17 protein-coding genes are annotated in these 18607 nt (G+C 43.2%); 14 read left to right on the top strand and 3 right to left on the bottom strand.

What is annotated here, in order from left to right; translation table 11 throughout:
- Positions 1-4: 4 nt before the first annotated feature.
- Together AOU00_RS12475 and AOU00_RS12470 are read left to right on the top strand one after the other, a co-directional pair.
- A complete protein-coding gene (locus tag AOU00_RS12475; protein ID WP_061830417.1) occupies positions 5-1087 on the top strand; it encodes a 3-oxoacyl-ACP synthase III family protein in 1083 nt (360 codons plus the stop codon).
- Complete coding sequence (locus AOU00_RS12470) at positions 1080-1838, top strand: SDR family NAD(P)-dependent oxidoreductase (RefSeq protein ID WP_061830416.1); 759 nt, start codon at positions 1080-1082, stop codon at positions 1836-1838. Before AOU00_RS12475 ends, AOU00_RS12470 begins: the two co-directional genes overlap by 8 nt.
- A gap of 106 nt (positions 1839-1944) precedes the next feature.
- Here AOU00_RS12470 and AOU00_RS12465 read toward each other — a convergent pair whose 3' ends face one another.
- The gene (locus tag AOU00_RS12465) at positions 1945-3027 is read right to left on the bottom strand and encodes a hypothetical protein (protein ID WP_155765238.1); all 1083 of its coding nucleotides are present in this window, start codon (positions 3025-3027) and stop codon (positions 1945-1947) included.
- Between the two features lie 495 nt (positions 3028-3522).
- Here AOU00_RS12465 and AOU00_RS12460 point away from each other — a divergent pair, with 495 nt between their 5' ends.
- Entirely contained in the window at positions 3523-4416 is an 894-nt protein-coding gene (locus AOU00_RS12460) for a polysaccharide deacetylase family protein (RefSeq protein ID WP_061830414.1), read from the top strand.
- A gap of 294 nt (positions 4417-4710) precedes the next feature.
- A protein-coding gene (locus AOU00_RS12450) for an IS3 family transposase (RefSeq protein ID WP_419538110.1) occupies positions 4711-5909 on the top strand; the annotation gives its coding sequence in 2 pieces (ribosomal slippage) (positions 4711-5011 and positions 5011-5909; 1200 coding nt in all).
- A gap of 146 nt (positions 5910-6055) precedes the next feature.
- Here the strand turns inward: AOU00_RS12450 and AOU00_RS12445 are convergent.
- Positions 6056-7207 carry a YhgE/Pip domain-containing protein gene (locus tag AOU00_RS12445; protein ID WP_061830412.1) on the bottom strand — a complete coding sequence of 384 codons (1152 nt, stop codon included), beginning with the start codon at positions 7205-7207 and terminating at the stop codon, positions 6056-6058.
- A 131-nt stretch (positions 7208-7338) separates the two neighbouring features.
- On the opposite strand from AOU00_RS12445, the gene AOU00_RS12440 reads away from it, so the two are divergent.
- From AOU00_RS12440 to AOU00_RS12425, 5 genes are all read left to right on the top strand, one after another.
- Positions 7339-7923: a TetR/AcrR family transcriptional regulator gene (locus AOU00_RS12440; RefSeq protein WP_061830411.1), complete on the top strand. Its 585-nt coding sequence runs from the start codon at positions 7339-7341 to the stop codon at positions 7921-7923.
- Between the two features lie 53 nt (positions 7924-7976).
- Positions 7977-8102, top strand: a complete 126-nt coding sequence (locus AOU00_RS27470; protein WP_257785379.1) for a hypothetical protein — start codon at positions 7977-7979, stop codon at positions 8100-8102.
- Positions 8103-8656: 554 nt separating this feature from the next.
- Complete coding sequence (locus AOU00_RS12435; protein WP_061830410.1) at positions 8657-10621, top strand: elongation factor G; 1965 nt, start codon at positions 8657-8659, stop codon at positions 10619-10621.
- Positions 10622-10888: 267 nt separating this feature from the next.
- Positions 10889-11449 (top strand): DUF4303 domain-containing protein, encoded by a 561-nt coding sequence (locus AOU00_RS12430; RefSeq protein ID WP_061830409.1) that lies wholly within the window; start codon positions 10889-10891, stop codon positions 11447-11449.
- 141 nt (positions 11450-11590) lie between these two features.
- A complete protein-coding gene (locus AOU00_RS12425) occupies positions 11591-12109 on the top strand; it encodes a hypothetical protein (RefSeq protein ID WP_069290732.1) in 519 nt (172 codons plus the stop codon).
- Between the two features lie 67 nt (positions 12110-12176).
- Here AOU00_RS12425 and AOU00_RS12420 read toward each other — a convergent pair whose 3' ends face one another.
- The gene (locus tag AOU00_RS12420; RefSeq protein ID WP_061829736.1) at positions 12177-12557 is read right to left on the bottom strand and encodes a hypothetical protein; all 381 of its coding nucleotides are present in this window, start codon (positions 12555-12557) and stop codon (positions 12177-12179) included.
- A 275-nt stretch (positions 12558-12832) separates the two neighbouring features.
- On the opposite strand from AOU00_RS12420, the gene AOU00_RS12415 reads away from it, so the two are divergent.
- From AOU00_RS12415 to AOU00_RS12395, 5 genes are all read left to right on the top strand, one after another.
- Positions 12833-14167, top strand: coding sequence for an SMI1/KNR4 family protein (locus AOU00_RS12415; protein ID WP_061829737.1), 1335 nt, complete (start codon positions 12833-12835; stop codon positions 14165-14167).
- Positions 14168-14390: 223 nt separating this feature from the next.
- On the top strand, positions 14391-14924 hold the full coding sequence (locus AOU00_RS12410; RefSeq protein ID WP_061829738.1) for a YceI family protein: 534 nt from the start codon (positions 14391-14393) through the stop codon (positions 14922-14924).
- 230 nt (positions 14925-15154) lie between these two features.
- Complete coding sequence (locus AOU00_RS12405) at positions 15155-15757, top strand: class I SAM-dependent methyltransferase (protein ID WP_061829739.1); 603 nt, start codon at positions 15155-15157, stop codon at positions 15755-15757.
- Positions 15758-16029: 272 nt separating this feature from the next.
- A complete protein-coding gene (locus AOU00_RS12400; protein ID WP_061829740.1) occupies positions 16030-16617 on the top strand; it encodes a sensor domain-containing protein in 588 nt (195 codons plus the stop codon).
- Positions 16618-16717: 100 nt separating this feature from the next.
- A complete protein-coding gene (locus tag AOU00_RS12395) occupies positions 16718-18517 on the top strand; it encodes a helix-turn-helix transcriptional regulator (RefSeq protein ID WP_069290731.1) in 1800 nt (599 codons plus the stop codon).
- The last annotated feature ends 90 nt before the right edge of the window (positions 18518-18607 follow it).

Genomic DNA, 18607 nt, shown 5'->3' with positions numbered 1-18607 from the left:
ATACATGCCAAAGGGGATCTTGAAAAATGTTGCAATAAAAGGTATTGCATGTGCAGTGCCTAAAACTGTAGTGAAAACATCGGAAAGTAATGAGTCATTTGGAGAGGAAAGTGTTTCGAAATTTGTCAAAATGACTGGTGTCAAACAACGTCACGTGGCATCAAAAAAACAAACTGCCTCAGATTTAGCTTTTGTAGCGGCACAGGATCTTATGAATCATTTGAAATGGGATATTGACAGCATTGATGGTCTAATTTTTGTAACACAAAGTCCTGATTATATATCTCCAGCTACTGCATGTGTTTTGCATGGACGATTAGGCCTAAAAAAAGATTGTATTGCATTTGACGTCAATTTAGGCTGTTCCGGTTTCGTGTATGGTATATATATTGCCGGATCATTGATGCAAACCGGAGATACGAAGCGTGTTCTATTCTTGGGAGGAGATACATCAACGAAAGGTATATCGCCTCTGGACAAGTCCGCTGCTATGCTATTTGGTGATTCTGGGTTTGCCACAGCTCTTGAGTATGATGAAGCATCGCATATACCTTACTGTTATCATACCGATGGTACCGGATATAAAGCTATTATTACGCCAACCGGTGCTTGCCGTAATCCAGAAGGCAGTCGTGAACGTAGAGAGTTCGGCGAAGGTATTGTTCGATCAGATTATGATTTATACATGAATGGGGCGGAGGTATTCGATTTTACCATCACCGAAGTGCCCAGTATGTTAAAGAGTTTTATGGCCGAACATAATATATCCCAAAATGACTACGACCTGTTTGCACCCCATCAGGCAAATGTATTTATGCTCAAGCATATTGCCAAAAAAGCAAATATCCCGCTTGATAAGCTCGGGGTATCTATGGACAGATACGGAAACACAAGTGTAACATCAATACCCCTAACAATTTGCGATGCTTATGGGGGCAAAGAACAGGGGAATAAAAAAGTTCTGGCGCCCGGTTTTGGAATAGGTCTTTCCTGGGGGACTAATTATTTTGATGTATTAGCAGAAAACTGCTTGCCAATTATCGAAACTGATGATTATTTCGAAGATGGAGGAATTGTGTTTGATTAATCCTATGGATCTAAGTGGCAAGAAGGTTTTAGTTACAGGCGGATCTTCCGGTATTGGAAGAGCCACCTGTATTCAATTAAGCCGGCTCGGGGCTCAAGTTATTATGATAGCTAGAAATGAACAAAGGCTGAACCAAACCTTGGAACAAATGGAGGGGGACAACCACCTTCTTTTTAAATATGATCTTAACGAAATTAGTGGAATCGAGAGCTTTATGAAGAAATTGATTTCTGAAACAGGGGCTCTTGACGGTCTAGCTCATTGTGCAGGAATTGGCCCAATGCGCCCATTGAATATGACAACTCATAAGTTCATAAATGATATATTTACAGTTAATGTATTTTCATTCATTGAGTTATCTCGAATTTTTGCGAAAAAGGGAAATTTTAATCCGAACTCAAGTATAGTCGTCATGTCTTCTACTGCTTCTTTTCTAGGTGATAAAACAAAAATAGCATATAGTGCATCAAAAGGGGCATTAAATAGTGCAATAAAGTCAATGGCTATAGAACTAGCCGATAAGAAAATACGTGTAAATACTGTGTGTGCTTCATTTGTTGAAACTGAGTTGCTTGAGGAATATACAATTCTTGCTGGAGAAGAAGCAAAAATTAAAATACTAGAAAAACAATACGCAGGATTTCTTACGGGCGAAAGTGTTGCAAATTCAATTGCCTTTTTACTTTCAAGAGCTTCAGAATATATTACTGGAACGGACTTTATTATTGATGCTGGAGCAACATCTCACTAAAATATTTTAGATACCGTAAAGTAAAAAGGGCCTACGACTGAGCATCTTGGCAGTCAGAGGGCCCTTTTATTTCATATAAACGGATCTGCTTCATGTTGTAATTAGCCTAATTAGGTCTGTCCTGGTCCGAATCACCTTTAGTAAAATAGATATTATTATTTAAAAGATTCAATCTTTTTACCTTCTTTCCGTAAAAAGATAGGCATGCATTCAAATTAACAACTGATAAATCCACAGGCTGGAATCTGGACGGCAAGACGATTTTATCATCATCTGAAGTAAATTCCTTCTTAAATCCAACTGATTCCAATCCAAAATTAAACATATCTGTCGTGCAATAGAAATCGGCGAAAAGGACAGCCTCTTCAGTTCCGATTTCTACGATTTTGTTCGCAAGTGCTATGGAAGCATCCTGGTTCTTGGAAATAAACTCAACAATACGCAAAATTTTAGCGGTGTTATTGACGATGCTTTCAACCCTTGCGATAAATAATCCTTCATAATTCCCAGCCTGATCTTGAGCAGTATACACCAAATAATTAAAAGTCGGATGGTTTAAATATCTCCAGCTCAAGAATTCAAAGTTGCGCGAAACACTAATAGTTTTTGGGGCAATATGTGTGTAGTAAAAGCTATCCCATCTATCTTTTACCAGTTCCTGCCGAACTGTTTTGTCACCATATTGCGTTACCTTGCGAACCATGCCATAATTTCTTAAATAATTCTCATTACCATCTAGTAAAACTTCGCTTGTTTTTTTCTTATCAAGAATGCCAACCATCCGGTCTAGTTTATAGATAGGTTGTGTTACAATATCTCTTGAAATAGCAGCTGGTGAAACACGCATTGAAAATTTACTGAGACCTATCCCAAAATTGCAGAAGAAAGGATACAGATCAAGAGGTTTAGCATATAATAATAGGCCCGCCATGGAGCTTCGATATTCTTCTAATACGATAGAATTGGTTACGTTACATGCTGCCTCTGTTTCGCCATTTAGGTTAAACTCAAATAGCATTAAGCCACCTAGCCCAACGATTTTACCATCTTCCCAAACACCGATAGCACCATAGTTTTCTTTCCCAACATATTTTTCATGCTGCGGGGTGTTATAAAACATGAAATCAGCTAGAGCCTTATCCTTACTTAATATATGACTCTTCCTCCATATTTTATCTATTGCTTCCATGTATAAATCAGTCTCATCTCTTCTAAAGAGCCGTATCTCCATAGTTCAATTACATCCCCTTGCGAAATTTTTGAAAATTAGCAATACAGCTATTTTTTATAAGTTCAACATGAATTCTTTCTTTATAAGTGATTATCGACAAATCATATTAATAACTTAATACACTATTAAGAAGATTTACTTCATGACGGCGCAACCAAAACCTTTATTAACAGTTCAAAATAACCGATATAAGATACAGAAATCAATTACAGAAATTATTATGAGGTGTGTAAAGATAGTTGGATAGAGTAAAGCTATATTATTTGGAGCAGGAGACGGCGGGTTGTGTATCCATTATATGTTGAGTCAGCAGTTTGAAGTGATTGCTTTTGTTGACAATGACGCATCAAAACAAGGGAGCACCAATCTCTATTGACGATACTTACTTTGTAAAATCGGATTGTGATATGGACCGATCGAATATTTGGCTGCTGCCTAAAGGATGGAATGCTTATGAATAATGTTGCCGTAATGTACCATTATATCCGGGAGCGAGATGGCTGGAGAGGTATTTTCCCTTTGTCACCTCAGGATTTCTCACATCAAATTGATACGCTAAGCAAGACATATGATATTATTTCACTGGATCAGATGGACATACCCAGATCAAGACCATGGTGTATCTTGACTTTCGATGATGGCACTAAGGATCAATATATCAATGCGTTTGAAATCTTGAAGCGCAAAGGCATCCCTGCTTATTTTACAGTGATGTCAGGCCCCTTGGTTTCGGGTGTTGTTCCTATGATGCATCTTGTGCATACTGTTCTCTCGTTTGTATCTGATGAGGAAATCTGGGAACTGATTCGTTTGAAGCATGATACGACTGGCATAGAAGAAGCAAGCACAATCTATTCTTATGAGCTTGATAGGTTGCGTAGGTATAACAAGTACATGTTGAATGTAAAGTTAACAACAGAAGAAGCAACTGAAATTCTGGGGTCAGTATTTGACACCCTGTTTCCGGATAGAGCTAAATTCATTGATGACTTTTATTTGACGGAGCAGGAAATCAAGCATATGCATCGTGAAGGAATGACCATAGGGGTGCACTGCCACAAGCATCAGCCTTACTGTGGAAATCCTCAACAGTTCTACGACAGAGAAATTAAGCCTTGCCGGGACTATCTTAAGAATGTATTAGAGTCTTCTCCTGAGTGGTACACTCCTGCTTTTGGTGGAGGTGTTCACCATAAAGCGATGAGAGAGCAATTAACGCCAATCCTAGTCGCTAATGGTTTCAAGGGTGCATTTTCCACCGTATCGAAGGAAGTGCCGCAGGAACGGGAGTTCTGGATTGATCGGATTGACTGTTCGAAGTTAGTACATGCAAAGATAAACTACTAAAGATGATGTTAAGTCCGCGATTTTGGAAAAGTGCAAGATGAATAGATAACAAGGTCTGAAATGAGGGCACCCTAAAAATTCGCCGTTGGTGCCCTTTAAACTTCACCCTATTAATGATACATCGAGCCTGAGATACGGTTTATGAGTTGCGTGTAATCGAGGTTAATCGTGATGACGAGATTGAGGCGTTCGGCGACAATCGGGTAACAACATGTCATAAATAAGTGCGAAAAAGCCAACCACATGTGGTATTATCCCCTTCTAGTAGACAAGAGAAAAAAGACATCTGGTAAGATGGACTTAATCTTGTTAAACGGAGGGGATTTTTCATGGCTAAAAAGGACACAATCATTCCGGCAATACTCCTTAGATGTGAAGATGGAGGCAGTCCGGTTGGTGAACGAAGAACATATGAGTATTCGTGAAGTGACGAAACAATTGGACATTCGTAATAAATCCCAAGTGCAAATCTGGGTGATGAAATATCGAGCGGGGGAGAACCTCCAGCCAACGACCACAAGGCAGGGACGACCCAAAACGAAATTTTCCAGTATGGAAGAAGAGATGGCGTATCTACGGGCGGAGATTGAATATTTAAAAAAGCAGTATCCAAATCTACACAAGGAGTGACGAGGAAAGAAGCAAGGTTTGAAATTATTGAGGGAATGCGAACACGATATTCGTTGAAATGGCTACTTGAATTAGCCCATGTTTCTCGGGCAGGATATTATAAATGGAGAAAGACTCAGCAAACAACTCAGCAGCGTAAGCAAGAGGAAGAACTCCTGGAATCGCGTATGTTGTCGATCCACCGGATTCACCCCTATTTTGGTTATCTGCGTATGACCGTTGCTTTACGTAGAGAAGGTATCTTGGTCAACCACAAAAAGGTGTACCGCCTAATGAAGAAATTGGGAATCCGTTCTGTCATTCGAAAGAAGCGGCGCTTTTTCGGCAAACAGGCATCTGTGGTAAATGCTAACCGATTAGATCGACAATTTCAGGCAGATTCCCCTTTATCCAAGCTGGTTACCGATATTACATACATACGATCTGGAGAGCGGTTTGTATATCTCTCTGTCATTCAAGATCTGTTTAACAATGAAATTGTGGCTTGGCGTCTTTCGGAACGAAATGACCTTGCTTTAGTCAGCGAGACGCTAGACGTTCTAAGTAAGAACGTGAACATGGAGGGTGTGATTCTCCATTCAGACCAGGGGTTTCAGTATACCTCCAAGCCATTTAACCGCAAACTTAAGCGGCTTGGAATGCTTGGGAGCCATTCAAGGCGTGGAAATTGCCTAGACAATGCTTGTATAGAATCCTTCTTTTCCCATCTTAAAACAGAGAAGATTTATTTAACGAAACCCGGAACCCTAGCGAAGGTAGAACAACACGTACGGGAGTACATTTCATTTTATAATGAAAATAGATTTCAGAAAAAATTAAACAACCGTTCCCCGATTGAATACCGAGAAACGGTTGCTGCTTAAAGATGTCTTTTTAGTTCTGTCTACTTGACAGGGGTATGACCATTTTCGCGCTTTAGTTGTGTAAGACGCTCAAAACGGCAAATCCGATTGGAGGAATTACGGTGAATCTATTAGATATGGGTGGTGCACATGATTGCCAATGCCTTTTATTCAGCTTTAGTTGCTTGTGCAGGTGCTGGTTTAAAAATAGACAGTAGGAAAATGACTAAACCTGCAATCCCAATTCCTAAAATGGTGTTGAATGACTGGCCAGTGTAGAAGCCACTACCGAAGTAGAAAATTTCACGTAACCCCTCAGAAGCAAAGCGAATCGGCACCCATGGACGAATGAAGTTTACGAAGAAACTTGGAAGCATTTCTTGTGGTGTCATTAGAACACCCATACCTAACAGCATAACAACCATGAATAATGTAATGGCTGGTTTGCCAATCCATGCAGTAATAGCTGATACTAATAAGAAGAAACAGAATGCTGCAAACGATACAAAGAAAGCAACTAAGGAGTAGCTTGGCATGTTAATACCAGCCATCTGTGCAAGTGTTGCAACAGTAAAGCCTGAGAATAAGGCAATAATAAGACCGAATAAAACTTGACCACCTATTAGGCGGAATGTTTGTTTACGTGTTAACATTTCCTTTTTAAGAATGCTTGATGATGCTAGGAATACAATGAAACCACCGATTAATGCACCTACCCAAGCAGGTACTGCCATTAATGTTGGTGCACTACCATTTGCTGTAGCAGTAGTGATGGCATTGAATACTTTTTCTTCAGAAACAATTGGGTGTACAAGCACGGATGCTTGATTAGCATCGATTTGTTGGTCGCCCATTTGTGCTACAAAGTTTGTTGAATATTGGTTGCTAATTTGCGTAATTAAACCATTTAAAGCAGTTTTCGCAAAGTTTGCACCTGTCATGTTAAAGCCTTGGTTAATATATACTTTTAAGGTTGCTGGTGTGTTGCTTGTCATGGCATTTTGTACGGCATCATTATAACCTTCGGGAATAACTAATGCTGCATAATACTCTTTACCAGCAAATAATTCTTCAATATCTGCTTCTTTTTCATTTGTAAAAGCTAACATCGGTTCTTCATCGGCAATATCTTTACTCATTTGTTCGATTGCTGCTTTTACAGCGTCAACGTGATCTCCCTCATCACTCGTAATAAGTGCAACTGGTAGATTTTTTACTTGTGGATCTCCTTGAGCAAATAAGTTCAACGAGAATAGCGCAATAATTAATATAACAGCGATGGGGGCAGCCCAAGCTAATTTTTCTTTAAATAATCTCAATGGATTTCATCCTTTCTCAATTTTCAACATGTTGTTCAGTAGCATGCATTTATCTTATAATTTTTAAGAGTCTATAAGCAATGAACAAAACTGAACAGATTGTTGAATTTTAAGGCGGGGGTGACTTTTTTGTGAGCATTTATGCGGAGAAAAATCGAAAAACAAAACAGCTCATTCAAACGTCGTTTATACAAATTTTAGAAAATAAGTCATTTGAATCGATTACGGTAGGGGACATTACGAAAACAGCACAAATTAATCGTGGGACATTTTATTTGCACTATAAAGATAAATTCGATTTGCTAGATCAAATAGAACAGCAGTTGTTTGAGGATTTAGGAAATCATATTGATGAATTACAATCTCACTATTCAGCTACTCATACGTTTGAAAAAGGACAAGAGGAATTAGCTGCTACACTATTTAGCTCTATTAAAATGCATTCGCCAATATTAAAGATATTTTTAAGCGATCATGGCAGAACGAATTTTCACCTTCGATTTAGAGATGCATTTTCAGAAAAAGTACGTTTCAATTTAGAGAAAAATGAAAGCTTCAATGCAACTTTAAAGGTGCCAATGGAATACTTTTTATCCTTTATTACGTCTGCTTTTTTAGGATTAATAGAGCAATGGGTTCAAAATGGTTTAGATAAAACCCCTCAAGAAATGACCGCATTATATATTGATATTATTTCCTTTATTCAAAAGAAATAACGAGACACGAAGACTCGGAAGTATTCATCTACAAATACTATGGAGATGAATACATGTTCGAACAAATTAATTTAAAGAAGAAACAACTAGATGAAGTGCTCGTTAACAAAATATACTTGGCTTATTACAATGCATTAGATAAGGCATGTACGACAGAGGATTATGGCAAGTATCGTTAATTTAACAATAGAAAATGTACTAATCGGCTTTTTTCTGGACTTTGATTGTGTTAATGAATGGGATGAGAATATGCTCAAGAAAAAGTGATCTTAACTATTATTTATGAAAAGAACATTTGGGAAGTCAGTCTAAAAAGCCATCACCACAAGGGATAGCCAAATCTAGTCGTTGTAGATAGCACGGTGACTGTATCATAAGTAGGGCGAAACTTGAAATTGCGAATTTATCAGGACTATAAAAAGCGGCAGTCTTCGACTTTTTCGTTGGACTGTCGTCTTTCTTTTACAATTACTATGCAGATTAAAATGGTGTAGATTCGAAGGGAAGTTTCCTTCATGCAAGCGGTAAATCAGTTTCAAGATTCCGTTCAAGCAATAGTATATTAATTATGTTTTAATCTGGAGAAATCGCTCAACATAAATGTAACTCGTTGTTTTTATCTTCTATCTATGAAAAAAGACCCTCTCTCAAAACCAACTCCTACCCACTCTCCCGATTTCTATGCTTTAATAAAATGAGCAGTATTAACAAGAAGCGTTGAAAGTGGGATTCTATGAAGCGACTAACGATTGGCCTGTTCGCCCATGTGGATGCAGGTAAGACAACTTTTGCGGAACAGCTGCTGTACCATACGAACAGTATCCGGTCGCGGGGGCGGGTGGATCATCAGGATGCGTTTCTGGACAGCCACGACATCGAGCGGGCAAGGGGCATTACGGTATTCGCAGATCAGGCGGTAATAGAATATAAAGGAGATAGCTATTATTTAATAGACACGCCCGGACACGTCGATTTCTCCCCGGAGATGGAGCGGGCGGTTCAGGTCATTGATTATGCCATCCTGATTGTAAGTGCAGTTGAAGGTGTCCAGGGCCATACGGAGACGGTCTGGCAGCTGCTGCGCAAGCATCGGATTCCGACGTTCTTCTTTATCAACAAGACGGATCGGATCGGCGCGGATGTAGGCAGAACCGAGGCGGATATCCGTCAGCAGTTGACGGGGGAAGTATGCTGCATTACACAGAGCTTCGCTGACGGCATAGTCGGCGAGCCACTGCGGGAGGCCATGGCGGAGCGGGACGAAGCCTTGCTGGAAGCATTCCTGGAGGGGAGAGAGGATTCGGGCTTCTGGCTGGAGGCTTTGCAGAGGATGATAGCGGCGGGTCTTCTCTTCCCCTGTGCTTGCGGCTCTGCGCTTCAGGATACAGGCGTCATTGAATTTCTGGATCAGCTGCATCTGTTGACGACAACCACTTATGACGAGAATGCTTCGTTCCAGGGGCGGGTTTATAAAATTCGGCACGATGCAGGCGGAGCGAGACTCACGTTCATTAAGGCGCTGGATGGTCGGCTGAAGGTGAGAGAACAGCTTAGTTACGAGAGCGGCGGGGTTCAATATGACGAAAAAGTTACGCGGCTCTTCATGTTTAACGGCCTTAAATCGCAGTCGGTGGAACAAGTGGAAGCCGGCGATTTATTTGCGGTTGCTGGATTGTCCGCCGCCGGGGCTGGACAAGGCCTGGGGTCGATATCGGACAAGTTAGCTTACGAGTCGGAACCGACGTTACAATCGAAGGTAGTATTCGACAATTCGATACATGTACAGAAGGTGCTCGGTGCTTTTCGCATGCTGGAGGCGGAGGAGCCGTCACTGAACGTCGTTTGGGATGAGAAATTGCAGGAGATTTCTATCCGCGTCATGGGATTGATTCAACTGGAAGTGCTGGAGCAGCTTGTTAAAGAGCGGTTTGGCTTTGCTATCTCTTTTGGACAGCCGGAAATCTTGTATAAGGAAACGATTCAATCGGCTGTGAAAGGGTACGGCCACTTCGAACCGCTAAGGCATTATGCGGAAGTGCATTTGCTGATTGAACCGGGAGAAAGGGGCAATGGCATCCTGTTCGATAGCAGGTGTCATGCCGATGATCTGAATGTCAGCTATCAGAATCTGATTCGGAATCATCTCTATGAACGGGAGCATCACGGACTGCTGACCGGCATGCCGGTCACCGACGTGAACATTACGCTACTGAGGGGTCGCGCGCATAAAGAACATACCCATGGTGGCGATTTTCGTGAGGCTGCCTTTCGAGCACTACGACAGGGCCTGGAGAAGGCGGACAACGTGCTGCTGGAGCCCTATAACGATTTCAAAATCAAGGTCGCTATTGATGAAATGGGCAGGGTACTGTCTGATATTCAACGTGCTTCAGGTATTTTTAATCCGCCGCAGACAACCGGAACGCAAGCGGTGGTCACGGGCAGGGTGCCCGTGTCGACTTTCATGAACTACAGTGCCGAATTTGCATCCTTTACGCATGGACGAGGCAGTATCCGCTGCGTGTTCAGCGGCTACGACCGCTGCCATAATATGGAGGAAGTCATAGAGCGGATGGGCTACCGCAAAGGGGCAGACCCACTGTATACATCCTCCTCCATCTTTTGCGCCAAGGGGGCGGGTTACTCGGTGCCATGGGATGAGGCGGAAGCCAAGATGCACCTTGAATTAGAACCTTGAATGAGCTTGCTCTAATGGAGATGAAACTCCAGGTAGGAGAGCAAAAAACCATACCTCAAGTGATGGTAAAAATGTTGTAGTGAATGCAAAATAGTTCAAAAGAGGGTGTCTCAAAGCCGGAAAATAACGGAGAGACATCCTCTTTTATCATGAGGGAGTGAATCGCCCATATTTCCAGGATTCAGGTAGAAAGTAGGTGGATTTAGGACAAACAATTTTTATAATGGAAATAAGATATATATTTTATAGGGCTAAGGGGCGAATGTCATGAAACCGACGCAAGGAATAGAGGCGCTGGCGGCAGAGATTGCCGATGTGGCTAGGACGTCCTTTCGCACTCTTTTTGAAAATGGCGAACGTTACTATTACTGCACGCTATTTACTACTGGAGAGGGACATGCGCCAAGCATCTCCGCCTGGTCATGGGAGGCCTTGGAGAGGGAAGCGGCCAGGCAAAGAGAAGAAAGTGACATGCCGGGGTCAACGATTGCGGAACTCATCAAATGGTCCTATGCCGATTCACCCTATTGTTGTTTCAGGGATGAGGACTTCGATGATGTTAAACAATTGTTTATGAGGCGTCCTTCTATTGCGGAGCTTGAAGCTGACGAATGGAATCGTGAATTTGATTCGAGGCTGAAGGCCATGGAGCTGGCGATGCAAATGCTCGATGATGAAGGCATGTTTGCCTTGAATCAACCGCGAGAGGCTGTATGCGTCCTTGTCGAGGTCATGCCGCCGGATGAGATCAATACCGAAATCGCCTTACGTTTGAATCGGGCGGAGTCTCCGGCTATGCAAGCATGGCTGGTGGAAGCAGCGGAGTAAGGGCATTCGCGTTTCTTGAGGGAGAGTTGTAAAATGCCTAATCATCAAGCGATTTTTGGCGTGCGTATGTCCCATTCGCACAAGCAGACAGCCCGCCCCTGGCGTAAACTGAATTATAATCAGTGAGCGAGGTGAACTTCCATGGCACAATCGAAAGAGATGCGTGCACGGGCTAAGAAGTTTCAGGGCCGTCCGGTCTGTGTCACCCTGCACAGCGGAGAGACTTACGTCGGCTACATCACCGATGTTAATCGCGGTGGGTTGGTACTTGCCAGTGCTGGAGCTCCTCCACGCACTTCTTCCGGGAAGCAAGGCTCCCGATCTATCAAGCGCAGAGCTGGTGCGCATGCCCCGGGCGTCCGTCTCGGCAACCGGAAAAGCGGCGCGCGCAAGCCGTCTGGCCGTTCGCGCTCCCGCAAGCCGGACGCCAAGGTGTCGGCATTCCTGCCGATGATGGGCTCGCTGTTAGGCGGCCTTGGCGGCTCTACTGCAGGCGCAGGAGGGCTTGGCGGTATGCTCGGCGGCGGCTTGCGGCTGTTCGGCATGATCCAGAAATTTGTCCCGGTCGTGAAGATGGGCTACGGCATGATCAAGTCCATTCGCCCGTTTCTCGGCGCCGTTAAAGGCTTGATGCCCCCGGCCACGCCGGATAACGAATAATCGTATATCTGTGAACTTTAAGCTCCCTTTGAGTGGTCAAAGGGGGCTAGTCCACAAACCATTATCACTACCACTGTCTAATCCAAATCGGTTTTAACTCGGAATAGCCCATTTCCTTTAGTAAATCCCAGGCATTATCCAGAACGTGAGGCTTCCCCTGGACCCAAAGTTCTTGTCGTTTTGCCATCAAGTAAGAGATGATTTCAGCAATATGCTTGGGTTTACCCAGATGGATGACAGTTTCCATTTCAATATTTTGGGCTGAAATGTCATAAAAGGACCAAAAAGTATGAGACTCTTCTTCAGGAGGATTGGCCTGAAAGATGAGCGTGATTTTGATGTTTTTATTCTCTTTGGGAGATAGGTTTAGGATGAAGCGAGACCCGCCTGAGTACCAATAAACGAAGGCATAACCGTCGACCGTAATATTTCTTAATTGGCTTTTCATTATTTTCTCCCTCACTATATGTTGTTTAAAATGAGCTGCGTTTGATGAGTTTGGTTAAATAATTATGTCGTTAATTTCCATGAAATGAGGAGTGGCTTACATGAATAACAAGGTGATTATAGTCTAATCCACATATAGGTTCCAATCATATGGATTTTTCCTGTGGTGCTCTAGATACATATCATTTTAAAGAGGTACGACCCATAGAAAAAATAATAAAATTGCTGGATAAGCAAACAAAGGAAACCTGGCTATGGTCAACAGGAGGGTTCAATATGTGGTTTAGGAAGAAAGAAACGCAACTGGATCGAATAAAAAACAAACTGAGTCAAGCTATGCGCAAAGACGCGGATTTCTCGGTGTTTGGAGCATCCGCACATCAATATAGGGTTAAAGAGAAGCTTACAGCAAAAGAGCTGGCGGACTGGCAAGCCCACAATCAGGTTACCCTTCCTGAGCCCTACGCGCAGTTTTTAACGAAAGTGGGCAACGGAGGCGCCGGACCCTATTATGGAATTTATCCGATTGGAAAGGCAACTTCCTACACCGAGCGCCAGGCACTCCTTGCAAAATCCGTTCTGCATCCCGGGATGACCAAAGAGGAATGGAACCATCTGATTGAGCCCCTGACCAAGGACGAGGACATTCCCGATGAGGAATACGACGCCACCTGTAATAAGGTGCTGGGCGGCATGTTGTGCATAGGCACCCAAGGCTGCGAATACGACATGTATCTCGTACTTGAAGGGAAATACAGGGGGAGAATTGTGTACACCTCCGATTTCCATCCCGATCATCCTTTTTTCTTTGTCTATGAAGACAGCTTTCTGGACTGGTACGAGCGCTGGCTGGATGAAATTATTCTGGATTATGATATCGGGTGGTTTGGTAGTCGAATGCCGGGTGATGAGAATGCGCTGATCCAGACTTATCAGAGCGCTCCAAATGGAGAAATCCAAGCCAAAGCGCTTAATGGAATGTTCAAGTTTAAGAAAGTCTCTCAGCCAACCCTTGGTTTTTTGAAAAATACTGCGGAGCAAAGCCTAAAAAATCGGACTACAGCCATTTGGCTCATCTGCAAAACTTCTTTTGACGCGGGTAGAAAATACCTTCTGGAGCTGTTGCAATCGGATGGGCATGAGGGTTTTCTGCAAGCTTTACAGATTCTACATACTTTCAGAAAAACTGTGAATTTAACGGATTTTATTCCAGTGATCTTGCAAAGGCTTGACAGGATTCACGACCCGGAAACGTTGCGTTATGCAGGGTATATCTTGGAGGATTATGGCGCGATTACTCTCCAGAACTTTGCGCCTTTCTTGTGCCATGCTGACCCGAAAATGCAAACCACTGCCATCTATGCCGCGCGCAGTTGCGAAAACAAGCTGGGAAGCTGGCAGATCATTGAACAGATGTTGATGGGGGGCGGCCCGCAGGTTCTGAATAACTTGATTTTATACTGGGGCATTATTCCACATGAGAAGTTGCTGCCTTACTATAAGGAGGTATGGCCGCAATACAAAAGCAATCCGAATTTCAGAGAAAAATTTATCGGTTGTTTGCGAGAGCTACATTTTCCAGATGATTATTTCGACAAAGACGAATGGTGAAGAGGGTGTACATGAATTATCCAGCTCACCTTCGATTTAATTTTGACGTGGCGGAGCCTGAACATTCCGAAATCGGATTTACGAGGAAACCAAAAAAATGAAAAAAGGCTACTGACATACCGTTGTCAGTAGCTTTTTTGTACATTAGGAGTATGCGAATAGCGCAGTGTTTGGAGATGGGGCGACCTTTCTCAAAATCTTATCATAGAGGTGGAATTTATTTATGAGCAATATCAATTGGGAAGTGGATCCGGACCACAGTTCCGTCGAGTTTTCGGTGACGCATTTAATGATTAGTAGAATTAAAGGAGTATTCGAGCATTTCCAAGCGATCTTGAGTTTTGACCCCAACGATTTAACAACCATGGGTATTCAGGCTTCCATAGATGCAAATAGTATCACAACTCGCCAATCGCAACGAGATGAACACCTGAAGAGCGACGACTTCCTTCATGCAGCCAAGTATCCAACCATTACGTTTCAAAGCACCAGCTGCGTCCTTGCTGGCGAAAGGCAATATGAGCTTACGGGCAATCTAACTCTGCATGGAGTAACCAAACCCATCATTTTTCATACCGTTTTTGAAGGACTTAACAAGGACCCTCGCGGCCGGGAACGTGTAGGATTTCATTCAACAGCCAGTATCGAACGCAATGAATTTGGCTTGACATTCAACTCGCCTCTGGAAAAAGGTGGGGTTGTTGTCGGCAATGAAGTGAGAATCGAGCTTTATATCGAGGCAATTAGAATAGATTAGCAGTCCTAAAGGCCATCCTTTTAGTGGGGTGGTCTTTAAACTTGCCGTTACAGGTAGGGTGGTGAACCATATCACAAATAAGGGCGAAAATGTTGAAGCAAAATTGTACAGAAACGAACCAAGACTAAGAGCTTACTAATAAGAATGTGGACTAAATGCTAATGCTTCGATAGAATATCATTCTATATTGTTGTATTCAGGATTTTATTAATCGGATTGGAGAGGTAATCATGGGAAATACGGATAAGTTTGAAATGATAGCTAATATATATGACACTTCTGAAAGAATTCAAATTGCAAAGGTATCATCTGATGCCATTCGTGAATATGTGGTTGACGCTAATAGTAAGAATGCTATTGATTTTGGGTGTGGAACGGGTCTTGTCGGAATGAGCTTGTTAAATGATTTTAATTCTATGCTTTTTCTGGATACTTCACAAAACATGATTAATCAAATAAAGCAAAAAATTACTGATCTTCATATTCAGAATGCAGATACATTATGTTTTGATTTTGAAAAGGAAGGTCTAACGGATTTACATGCGGACTATATTTTTATGGCTCAGGTTCTACTCCATATTCATGATGTTGAATTTGTTTTATCAAGGCTATTTGATGTTCTAAATGAAGGAGGACATTTACTAATCGTAGATTTTAATAAAAATGAAAAAGTAGTTTCAGATATAGTTCATAACGGATTTAATCAAGAAGAGCTGACTGACATTATGACTAAAATAGGATATAGAGATATTCAGTCGAAAACTTTTTTTAACGGAAGTAAAATATTCATGGGACAAGATGCATCTATGTTTATTCTTGATTCTCAAAGATAAAATTTTAGGCAGAAATCAGCCCTCCTTACCGGAAACCATGTTTTGTGTCTTCTCATGCATCGCAGAGGGGATTGGATCAAAAGCCGCTTGACTCTGCAAAGACGATTACCATTACTATGCGATATTTAAAAAATGGCGAAGAACCAGTTGTTTTTCCTCATTAGGTTTGCAGACCGCTTTCGCCTTGTGTCATATGACATTATGGCACTGGTAGATTTGACATCAAGAGCCGTAGGATACGACTACTACTTGTAAAGGATGTGGGCTCTTTGATGACAAAAACCGTCGTCAGCTTTATTCAAAATGGCTATTTCCTACTGCTTACTTTCGCTACCGGATTGTTTTACTTTTGCTTTTATCTGGTCGCTCTTACATTAGGCTTGAGTCTTTCGTTTACCGTCGCGGGCGTTCCTCTGATTACTCGCATTTTGCGAACTACATACGTCTTCCTGCAATTTGAACGCACACAGACCAAGATCTATACGGATATTACCACAGAGCTTTACGTTAGACCAATAAACACCGATGCCTCTATCTGGCTTCAAGCAAGGAAGGAGCTGCTAAATCGGCGCAACTGGATCGCTATCGGCTGGCTGATGCTGAAGCTCCCGGTGGGGATTTTTAGCCTCATTAGTGCGGCCTTGCTTTATATAACTCCACTCGCGATGATTGCGACCCCGCTCCTCTTTCCGTTATTTAATTATTATTTTATGGGTTTGCTTGTAGATACTGTGATAAAATCCATGCTGGTTTCGGCCTCAGGAGTCGTATTCACTATGGTGAGCTATAGGCTTGCGAACAGCTTGACGCGTATGCTAGGCGGCTACACCCGTCTTATGATCAAGAGTGTGAACCGTTAACCGAAATGTCCCGGTCTGGATTTAAAAGTATTGTTGGATGATGTTCTGCTCTATAATAGTTACGTAATGTCATACTGATAGTTCTTAGGGGTTGATGGTTTTGTTCGATATGGTAAAGCAGTGGTTCTGGTACGACTGGTTCATGCTTATGATTCGCTTGATTTGCAGTACTTCTCTCCTGCTCACTATCATAGAGCGGCAGTCTCATTTCACGCTGCCGCTTGGGGTTCTTGTGTTTTGGCAGCTTATTGCTTTTTCCGTTCCCTGGCTGTGCTTGCAGCTTAATTATAGATACTACCTGCTTACCGAGATTGTGATCCCGGGCGGGCTGTGCTTGTATTTAGCTTCGTTTTTTCCGGAAGCCTACCTCACATTCCTGTTGTATCCATTTTTAATTGCCGCTAACAGCAAACAAAGAACATATCTTTGGTCAGGTCCTTTATCGGTATTGCTCCTACCCGCTATAATTAAGCTGCTTGTAGAGCAGACTGATTTTTGGGTTATGACCATTCAATTCGGGACGGCTTATGCATTCGGATTTTCCTTCCATTTATTGATGGTCAATCATCGTCAAAGCGAAATTATACGCGAGCAAAATGCGGTGCTGGAGCAGTACTTGTCCCAAATCGAGCACATCACGCTGGCCGAAGAGCGGAATCGGCTCTCCAAAGAGCTTCATGATACTGTCGGTCATGCCTACACTTCCCTCATTATGGGATTGGAAACCTTGCGCCCTGAGCTAGAGACGGATACAGGAACGAAACGGCTCGATTCCCTATTGAACCTGGCCCGCCAGAATATGGACGAAGTGAGAGGCTATGTGCATCAAATCGAATCGCCGCATGAAGAACTCCCACTGCTTCAGTCTTTGCGGAAGCTGGCAGAGGAGTTTCAAGAGCATGCTAAGGTGTCGGTTCGTTTCCAGGCCTTCGGGGAGGAATACCCTGTAACGAAGCAAGCGAAGATAGCGCTGTATCGCTGCTTGCAAGAATCATTGACGAATGCCGTGCGTCATGGACACTCGACGGAGATTACGGTTTTGGTGCAATTCGAGCCTCAGCAGACGAGGCTCGAAATTCAGGATAACGGCCGCGGGATGGAACATGGACGAGATGGCTTCGGGTTGAACGCCATGAAAGAGCGAGCAATGAATTTGCAAGGTCATGTTGGCGTCTATACCCAACCGGGCGAAGGCACCCTCGTTACCTGCACCCTACCACGGCAAACGGAGCTTAAGGATGAAGTCATCCGTCTGTTGGTCGTCGATGACCAGCCTTTTATCCGTGAAAGTCTGCGGACTCTTCTGGAGGAGCAGCAAGATTTGCAAGTCGTAGGGGTGGCAGAAGATGGCGAGCAAGCCATCGAACTGTGCAGGCAGGTTCAGCCTCAGCTGGTGCTCATGGATTTGGACATGCCGAACCTGGACGGAATCTCCGCATCCCGTACCATAAAACAAACGTGGCCCCACATCCGCATCTTGATTCTCACCACGTTCGAAGATACTGGACAGGCTCTGGAAGCGCTGCGAAGCGGAGCGGACGGATACTTATTGAAGTCGATGAAGCCGGTAGAACTCGCCGAAACAATACGCACGGTCTATCGCGGAGGCACGCTGATCGATCAGGAGATGTCGCACAAATTGTTTGCACAGCTGGAAGCAGACAAGAGTGGGGAAGATCCGTCGACAACCAAAGTGGCCGCGACCTATGACTTAACTCCACGGGAGCTTGAAATTTTACAGTCCGTGTCGAAAGGACTGCGATATAAAACCATTGCCTCCAAATTGTATTTATCTGATGGTACGGTTAGAAACTATGCGTCATCGGTCTATCTGAAGCTGGGGGTTCGCAACCGGGAGGAAGCGGTGCAAAAAGCCCGGGAGGCAGGGCTTCTGGAATAAACCTTACGGCTGTATGCGGATTTCCGTTGGATATGGAGAAAACTAAGAAACAAGCGGCAGCATCAGCAGCCGCTTGTTTCTTATTGTACA

It is taken from the genome of Paenibacillus polymyxa (assembly GCF_001719045.1).
Taxonomy (GTDB): domain Bacteria; phylum Bacillota; class Bacilli; order Paenibacillales; family Paenibacillaceae; genus Paenibacillus; species Paenibacillus polymyxa_B.
Note: the sequence above shows the minus strand (reverse complement) of the source record. Positions and strands in the feature narration are given on the sequence as shown.